Raw genomic sequence first — 6,668 nt, forward strand, 5'->3', positions numbered from 1 at the left:
GGCCCGCTCATGCCGCCGCCCGCATGACGCCGGCCATGCGCTCCAGCGCCGCATCGATGGTGGCGTCCGCCTTGGCGAAGCACAGGCGCACGAGGTTGCGCACCGCGGCGTCGGCATAGAAGGCGCTCACCGGGATCGCGGCGACGCCGTGCGTGGCCACCAGGGTCTCGCAGAAGGCCGCGTCGTCCGCGTGTCCGAGGCCCGTGACGTCGACGTTGAGGAACCACGTGGCCTGCGCCGGCAGAACGGAGAAGCCGAGGCGCCGCAGGCCGGAGGCGAGCCGGTCGCGGGAGCGCGCGTAGCCCGCGCGCATCCCCTCGAAATACGCGTCGTCCTTGTCCAGCCCGTAGGCCACCGCCTCCTGGAGGTTCGGCGGGGTGGTGAAGGTGAGGAACTGGTGCGCCTTGGCGAGCACCCGCATCAGGCGGGCGTCGGCCATCACGAAGCCGACCTTCCAGCCGGTCAGGGAGAAGATCTTGCCGGCCGAGCCGACCTTGACCGTGCGCTCGCGCATGCCCGGCAGGCTCATCAGCGGGACGTGCCGCCCCCCGTCGAAGATCACGTGCTCCCAGACCTCGTCGCAGAGCGCGACCACGTCGAAGCAGCGGCAGAATCGGGCGAGCAGGGCGAGGTCCGCCTGCCCGAACAGGGTGGCGGCCGGATTGAGCGGGTTGTTGAGCAGCACCAGCTTGGTGCGCGCCGTGAACACCTCGGCGAGCGCCGCCTCGTCGAGGCGGAAGGCGGGCGGGCGCAGGGTCACGATCCGCGGCACGCCGCCCGCCCGGCGGACCAGCGGCAGGTAGGCGTCGTACATCGGCGCGAACAGGACGACCTCGTCGCCGGGCTCGATCAGGGCGAGGAGCGCCCCGGCCAGCGCCTCGGTGGCCCCCGACGTGACCATGACCTCGGTCGCCGGGTCGAGGTCGAGCCCTTGGTGGCGGGCGTAGTGGGCGGCGACCGACTCGCGCAGGACCGGCAGCCCCATCATCGGCGGATATTGGTTCCACCCCGAGACGAGGGCCCGGGCGCCCCGCTCCCGGATGTCTGCGGGGCCGGGATCGTCGGGAAAGCCCTGGCCGAGGTTGACCGCCCCGTGTGCCTGCGCGAGGCGGGACATGGTCTCGAAGACGGTCGTCGGCAGGTCGGCGAAGACGGGATTCATCGGTGCGGGGGTTGGAGAAGACGAGGCATCGGCAGCCTGATGGACCGGGCCGTCGCAGGAGCTCGCGATCCCTTTGGATCGGCTGGGCGGAGCGGCATACCATGGGGTACGGCCCTAAGCGAAACGTGCGCGAGCGCACACCCGCGACCCGGCCACGCCCCGGAGACGACTGACGAATGTTGACATTCATCAGTCGTCGGATATCTCATGGCTCACACGGCTGGAGCGGCGTTCGCTGGTGTGGAACTCCGCCCCCTCGTTTCACCTCGGTGATACGCTGCTCCGGTCGTGATCCACCGGCTTTCCAGCCGAGAGACGTCCGTTCCAGCCGAGAGACTTCGGGCTGCCGAGCTTCCGCCGGCGGCCCTTTTCGTGTCCGGGCGGCTCGTGCACACTCTGCCGCCTGCGGCCAGGGGCTGCGCTACGGGAGCCGCCGATGCGAATCTGCCTCGCCCTCGCCGTCGCGACTGCAGCCCTGGGGCTCGGGCTGCGGCTCGCCGTCCCGGTCGCACCGGTCGACGCCTCGTTCCGCGAGGTGGTCCGCTTCTACAAGGCCATGCAGGCGCGGGAACCCGGCAGCAACACGCCCGAAACCTCGGTGCCGTAGTGACGACGCATTGACGGGGCATTGCCTCGATCGAGGGCTTGGCGCGTGCAGGCACGCGCCTCGGGCCCCATAGCGCCTGCATCCATCCGCAAGATGCCGCACCGGCCACGGGCCGTTCGGATCTGGTACAGGTGCCGGCGCGCACAATGTCGGGATCGACGGGTTTTCGCGAGACGGATCGAAAACCCCTTCCGTACCGGAGGTCCGCCTTGCGTGGGGCAGGGTGGGCTCGGGACGCGCGGATGACGGTTTCGCATGACGCGGGGGCGTGGAAGCGAAGGGGATAGGGCCATGTCCGGAGGCAATCGCCGCCGGGGCATGCTCTAATCAGGCATGAACGAGAGTTCACCCATCCGCACGGAGACGGCGCGCGCCTACCAGCCCGCACAGGCCCCCGTGCGCACGAAGCGCCGGTTCCGGCCCGGCCGCTGGATGCTGCTGATCCTGGCGCTGCTGGCCGCGGGCGCCCTCGCCCACCGCTGGTACGACGCCCGCACCCAGGTGGCCGGCGACGGCACACACACGACAGGCAAGGGCGGGCGCGGCGGCCGGCACGGCGGCGGCGACATGCCCCAGGCGGTGGGGATCGCGCAGGTTGCCACCGGCGACGTGCCGGTAATCCTCCAGGGGCTCGGCACCGTGACGCCGCTGGCCACCGTGACGATCCGCTCGCAGATCAGCGGCTACCTCACCGAGATCGGCTTCCGGGAGGGCCAGACCGTGAAGAGGGGCGACTACCTCGCCCAGATCGATTCGCGGCCCTACGAGGCGCTGCTCGCCCAGTACCAGGGCCAGCTCGCCCGCGACCAGGCCCTGCTGCAGAACTCCAAGCTCGACCTCGCCCGCTTCCAACGGCTCTCGCAGCAGGACTCGATCTCGAAGCAGAACGTCGACACCCAGGGGGCCCTGGTGAAGCAGAACGAGGGCACGGTCGCCGCCGACCAGGCCTTGGTGGACCAGCAGCGCCTCAACATCACCTACACCCGCATCGTCTCACCGGTGGAGGGCCGCGTCGGCCTGCGCCAGGTCGACCAGGGCAACTACATCACCGCCGGGAGCACCGCGATCGTCGTGGTCACGCAGCTCCACCCGATCTCGGTGGTCTTCACCCTGCCCGAGGACGACGTGTCCCGCGTGATGCGCCGGATACGTGCGGGCGCCAAGCTCGCGGTCCGGGCCTACGACCGGGGCGACGCCCACGAGATCGCCACCGGCACCCTGGACACTGTGGACAACCAGATCGACGTGACCACCGGCACGGTGCGCCTGCGCGCCCTGTTCGAGAACGCGGACGAGGAGCTGTTCCCCAACCAGTTCGTCAACGCCAAGCTCACAGTCGACACGGTGCGCGACGCAGCCCTGGTGCCTAACGCGGCCATCCTCCAGGGCACGCCCGGCACCTACGTCTACCTGATGGACGGCGACGAGAAGGTGAGCGTCCGCCCGATCAAGGTCGGCGAGACGGACGGGACGCGCACCGTCGTGCTCTCCGGGCTGAATGCCGGCGACCGCGTCGTCACCGACGGCACGGACCGGCTGCGCGACGGGGCGCCGGTGCGGATCACAAGCGGGGCCCAGGCCGCGGCGGGACCGGGCAAGCCGGCCGAGCCGGCGGCGGCCACGGGATCGACGGACGGCGGCCAGAAGCGCGGACGCCGGCGGCAGCAGCCGTGAGCCGCAACGACCTGAGCGCGCGATGAACCCGTCCCGCCTCTTCATCCTGCGCCCCGTCGCCACCACGCTGCTGATGCTGGCGATCCTGATCGTGGGCGGGGTGTCGTACCTGAACCTGCCGGTCTCGGCCCTGCCCTCCGTCGACTACCCGACGATCCAGGTGCAGACCTTCTACCCCGGCGCCAGCCCCGAGGTGATGACCTCGGCCGTCACGGCGCCCCTCGAGCGGCAGTTCGGGCAGCTCGCCAACCTCAACCAGATGACCTCGCAATCGTCGGCGGGCGCCTCGGTCATCACACTCCAGTTCAACCTCGACCTGCCCCTCGACATCGCCGAGCAGCAGGTCCAGGCGGCGATCAACGCGGCCGGCAACCTGCTGCCCTCGGACCTGCCCGCCCCACCGATCTACGCGAAGGTGAACCCGGCCGACGCGCCCGTCCTGACCCTGGCGCTGACATCGAAAACCCTGCCGCTGACGCAGGTGCGGGACCTGGCCGAGACACGGCTCGCCCAGAAGATCTCGCAGGTCGCCGGGGTGGGCCTCGTCAGCATCTCCGGAGGCCAGCGCCCGGCCGTGCGGGTGCGCTTCAACGCCCGGGCGCTGGCCGCCTACGGCCTCAACATCGACGACCTGCGCACCACCATCACCAACCTCAACGTCAACACGCCCAAGGGCAACATCGACGGCCCGACGCAATCCTACGCCATCAACGCCAACGACCAGATCCGCGACCCGAAGGCCTACGACGACGCCATCATCGCCTACCGCAACGGCGGCCCGGTCAAGCTCTCGGACGTGGCCGACGTGGTCGAGGGCCCGGAGAACACCAAGCTCGGCGCCTGGTCCGACGAGACGCCGGCCGTCATCCTCAACATCCAGAGGCAGCCCGGCGCCAACGTCATCGCCACGGTGGACAAGATCAAGTCGCTGCTGCCCCAGCTCCAGGCGAGCCTGCCGGCCGCGATCCAGGTCGCCCCCCTCACCGACCGCACGGTGACGATCCGCGCCTCGGTCGAGGATGTCCAGTTCGAGCTGGGGCTCGCCATCGCGCTCGTCGTCCTGGTGATCTTCCTGTTCCTGCGCAGCTTCTCCGCCACCCTGATCCCGAGCCTGTCGGTGCCGCTCTCCCTCATCGGGGCGCTCGCGGTGATGGACCTCTACGGCTTCTCCCTCGACAACCTGTCGCTGATGGCTCTGACCATCGCCACCGGCTTCGTCGTGGACGACGCCATCGTGGTGATCGAGAACATCGCCCGCCACGTCGAGGACGGGGATTCGCCGCTCGAGGCGGCCCTCAAGGGCTCCCGCGAGATCGGCTTCACCATCATCTCGCTCACAGTCTCCCTGATCGCGGTGCTGATCCCGTTGCTGTTCATGGGCGACGTGGTCGGGCGCCTGTTCCACGAGTTCGCGATCACGCTGGCCGCCACCATCGTCATCTCGGCGGTGGTCTCCCTCACCCTGGTGCCGATGCTCTGCGCGCGTCTGCTCAGGCACGTGCCGGAGGGCCAGGCGCGCCGCCGCGAGGGGTTTCTAAGCCGCATGGGGCGGGGGGCTACGGAGGGGACCATCGCCGCCTACGGGCGGGCGCTGCGGGTGGTGCTGGACCATCAGGGGCTTACGCTGCTGCTGACCATCGGCACCGTCGGGCTGACCGCCTGGCTGTTCGTGGCGATCCCGAAGGGGTTCTTCCCCGTGCAGGACACGGGCGTCATCCAGGGGATCACCCAGGCCGACCAGACCGTCTCCTACAAGGCCATGGCCGAGCGCCAGCAGCGGCTGGCCGCGCTCATCCTCAAGGACCCGGACGTGGCGAGCCTGTCCTCGTTCATCGGCGTCGACGGGGCCAACGTCACCCTCAATTCCGGCCGCTTCCTGATCAACCTGAAGCCCAAGGCCGAGCGCACGGGGGATGCGAGCGCGATCATCCGGCGCATCCGGGCATCGACCGCGGACGCGGCCGGCATCCGCCTCTACATGCAGCCGGTCCAGGACCTGACCATCGACACCGCGGTCTCGGCCACCCAGTACCAGGTCATCCTGGAGAGCCCGAACCTCGACGACTTCGAGACCTGGGTGCCGCGCTTCACCGCCGCCCTCTCGGCCTCGCCGGTCGTGGCGGACGTGGCCAGCGACCACCAGGGCCAGGGCCTGGCCGCCTACATCACCATCGACCGGCCGACGGCGGGCCGCTACGGCATCACCCCGGCCTCGGTGGACAACGCCCTCTACGACGCCTTCGGCCAGCGCATCATCTCGACCATCTTCACCCAGTCGAACCAGTACCGGGTGATCCTCGAGGCCGACCCGGACCTGCACCGCACCCTGGACAGCCTGAACGCGATCTACCTGCCCTCCTCCACCGCCACCAACGGGCAGGTGCCCCTCTCGGCGGTGGCCCGCGTCTCGGAGCGGCGCGCGCCCCTGCTGATCTCGCATCTCGGCCAGTTCCCGGCCACGACCGTCTCCTTCAACCTCGCCCCCGGCGCGGCGCTGGGGCAGGCGGTGGAGGCGATCGAGACCGCGCGCCGGAGCATCGACCTGCCGGACTCGTTCCGCCTGGTGCCGCAGGGCTCGGTCTTCGCCTTCCAGTCGGCGCTGGCCAACGAGCTGTTCCTGGTGATGGCGGCCATCGTCACCGTCTACATCGTGCTCGGCGTGCTCTACGAGAGCTTCATCCACCCGATCACGATCCTCTCGACGCTGCCGTCTGCCGGCATCGGGGCGCTGCTCGGGCTGATGCTCTTCGGGCTGTCGCTCGACATCATCGCCGTCATCGGCATCGTGCTCCTCATCGGCATCGTGAAGAAGAACGCGATCATGATGATCGACTTCGCGCTCCAGGCCGAGCGCGAGGCGGGCCTCGACCCCCGCGAGGCGATCTACCAGGCCTGCCTGCTGCGCTTCCGCCCGATCCTGATGACGACGCTGGCCGCCCTGTTCGCGGCCGTGCCCCTGATCCTCGGCACCGGCGTCGGCTCGGAACTGCGCCAGCCCCTGGGGATCGTCATCGCCGGCGGTCTCATCGTCTCCCAGGTGCTGACCCTGTTCACCACCCCGGTGATCTACCTCGCCTTCGACCGGCTGGAGCGCCGGGTGACGGGCCGGCGGGCGCCCGACACCGCGGCCGGCGAGGCGATGCCGTGACGAAGCGAGCCGCATCCGCGCCGCCCCCTCCCCCCTCCGCGGGCTACCGGATTCACACATCTGCGCAGGGGAGCCGG

4 protein-coding genes are annotated in these 6,668 nt (G+C 70.2%); 3 read left to right on the forward strand and 1 reads right to left on the reverse strand.

Going from position 1 to position 6,668, the window contains the following annotated elements:
• Positions 1-7 precede the first annotated feature (7 nt).
• A complete protein-coding gene (locus tag COGEMETH_RS12030) occupies positions 8-1,162 on the reverse strand; it encodes an aminotransferase (RefSeq protein WP_238182799.1) in 1,155 nt (384 codons plus the stop codon).
• A gap of 436 nt (positions 1,163-1,598) precedes the next feature.
• Here COGEMETH_RS12030 and COGEMETH_RS12035 point away from each other — a divergent pair, with 436 nt between their 5' ends.
• The 3 genes from COGEMETH_RS12035 to COGEMETH_RS12045 all read left to right on the forward strand — a co-directional run bounded on the left by COGEMETH_RS12035 (position 1,599) and on the right by COGEMETH_RS12045 (position 6,591).
• Positions 1,599-1,769 (forward strand): hypothetical protein, encoded by a 171-nt coding sequence (locus tag COGEMETH_RS12035; protein WP_238182800.1) that lies wholly within the window; start codon positions 1,599-1,601, stop codon positions 1,767-1,769.
• 333 nt (positions 1,770-2,102) lie between these two features.
• Positions 2,103-3,443 carry an MdtA/MuxA family multidrug efflux RND transporter periplasmic adaptor subunit gene (locus COGEMETH_RS12040; protein WP_238182801.1) on the forward strand — a complete coding sequence of 447 codons (1,341 nt, stop codon included), beginning with the start codon at positions 2,103-2,105 and terminating at the stop codon, positions 3,441-3,443.
• A gap of 22 nt (positions 3,444-3,465) precedes the next feature.
• Positions 3,466-6,591, forward strand: a complete 3,126-nt coding sequence (locus tag COGEMETH_RS12045) for an MdtB/MuxB family multidrug efflux RND transporter permease subunit (RefSeq protein ID WP_238182802.1) — start codon at positions 3,466-3,468, stop codon at positions 6,589-6,591.
• Positions 6,592-6,668 lie beyond the last annotated feature (77 nt).

The organism is Methylobacterium trifolii (assembly GCF_022179685.1).
Lineage (GTDB): Bacteria > Pseudomonadota > Alphaproteobacteria > Rhizobiales > Beijerinckiaceae > Methylobacterium > Methylobacterium trifolii.

Excerpts from the sequence above, each read along its gene's own strand:
- COGEMETH_RS12030 (WP_238182799.1), bottom strand. The coding sequence starts at position 1,162 with ATGAATCCCGTCTTCGCCGACCTGCCGACGACCGTCTTCGAGACCATG.
- COGEMETH_RS12035 (WP_238182800.1), top strand. The coding sequence starts at position 1,599 with ATGCGAATCTGCCTCGCCCTCGCCGTCGCGACTGCAGCCCTGGGGCTC.
- COGEMETH_RS12040 (WP_238182801.1), top strand. The coding sequence starts at position 2,103 with ATGAACGAGAGTTCACCCATCCGCACGGAGACGGCGCGCGCCTACCAG.
- COGEMETH_RS12045 (WP_238182802.1), top strand. The coding sequence starts at position 3,466 with ATGAACCCGTCCCGCCTCTTCATCCTGCGCCCCGTCGCCACCACGCTG.